This is a genomic window from Streptomyces sp. NPDC050121, assembly GCF_044460385.1.
Classification (GTDB): Bacteria; Actinomycetota; Actinomycetes; order Streptomycetales; family Streptomycetaceae; genus Streptomyces; species Streptomyces soliscabiei.
Map to the genome: position 1 here is coordinate 1 of NZ_JBITJV010000115.1, position 1,493 is coordinate 1,493.

Below are 1,493 nucleotides of genomic sequence, written 5' to 3' on the forward strand. Positions count from 1 at the left end.
CCCCCGTTATGTTTTCCGCGGTCCTGCAAGAGGACCGCTGGCCTCCGGGCCCGGCATGACTGTTCCCCCCTGTCGAACGGATGACCTGGGGGGTGGTGTCACCGGGCCCGAGAGGCGCCGTTGGAGACGCTGATGAGAGGCCCGACTACCGCCTGGCCCGGCGCAATGCCCGGCCGCTTGCGGGCGGCAGGTCTGCATAACGTGGATGCGCGCATACGACGCCAACGCCCTGGCCAGCACCGCACGAACTCCATTCGGGAGGATGGATTGGACGACATCGACGACGTGGGCGTCTTCCTCGGCCTGGACGTCGGCAAGAGCGCCCACCACGGACACGGACTCACCCCGGCCGGCAAGAAGGTCTTCGACAAGCAGTTGCCCAACAGCGAGCCGAAGCTGCGGGCCGTCTTCGACAAGCTGGCTGCGAAGTTCGGCACCGTGCTGGTGATCGTGGACCAGCCCGCCTCCATCGGAGCCCTCCCTTTGACGGTCGCCCGGGACGTCGGCTGCAAGGTCGCCTACCTGCCCGGCTTGTCCATGCGGCGAATCGCCGACCTCTACCCGGGCGAGGCGAAGACCGACGCGAAGGACGCGGCTGTGATCGCGGATGCCGCACGGACGATGCCGCACACCCTGCGCTCGTTGGAACTGACCGACAAGATCACCGCCGAGCTGACCGTGCTGGTGGGCTTCGACCAGGACCTGGCGGCCGAGGCGACCCGCACCTCCAACCGGATACGCGGCCTGCTCACCCAGTTCCACCCCAGCCTGGAGCGTGTCCTTGGCCCGCGCCTGGACCACCCTGCGGTGACCTGGCTGCTGGAACGCTACGGCTCCCCGGCCAGCTTGCGAAAGGCCGGACGTCGCAGGCTGGTTGAGGTGATCCGGCCCAAGGCTCCGCGCATGGCTGCCCGGCTGATCGACGAGGTCTTCGACGCCCTCGATGAGCAGACCGTCGTGGTCCCGGGAACCGGCACCCTCGACGTCGTGATCCCATCTCTGGCCCGTTCGCTCACGGCCGTCCACGAACAGCGACGAGCCCTGGAAACGCAGATCGGACAGCTGCTGGAGGCTCACCCTCTTTCCAAGGTCCTGACGTCGCTGCCCGGCGTCGGCGTCAGGACCGCCGCCGCTTTGCTGGTCACCGTCGGCGACGGCACCAGCTTCCCCACCGCCGCCCACCTGGCCTCCTACGCCGGCCTGGCCCCGACGACCAAGTCGTCGGGGACCTCGATCCACGGCGAACACGCGCCCAGAGGCGGCAACCGGCAGCTCAAGCGGGCGATGTTCCTGTCCGCATTCGCTGCACTCCACGATCCTGCCTCCCGCAGCTACTACGACCGATGCCGGTCCCGCGGAAAGACCCACACCCAGGCACTTCTCCGCCTGGCCCGTCAGCGGATCAACGTGCTGTTCGCGATGCTCCGCGACGGCACCTTCTACGAACCCCGAACCCCACGCCTCGCTTGACGAAAGACATAGAGGCACCCCCC

Annotated in this window: 1 protein-coding gene; it reads left to right on the forward strand. The window is 68.3% G+C overall.

Going from position 1 to position 1,493, the window contains the following annotated elements; all coding sequences use genetic code 11:
* Positions 1–267: 267 nt before the first annotated feature.
* Positions 268–1,470: an IS110 family transposase gene (locus tag ACIBTS_RS49365; protein ID WP_058921899.1), complete on the forward strand. Its 1,203-nt coding sequence runs from the start codon at positions 268–270 to the stop codon at positions 1,468–1,470.
* The last annotated feature ends 23 nt before the right edge of the window (positions 1,471–1,493 follow it).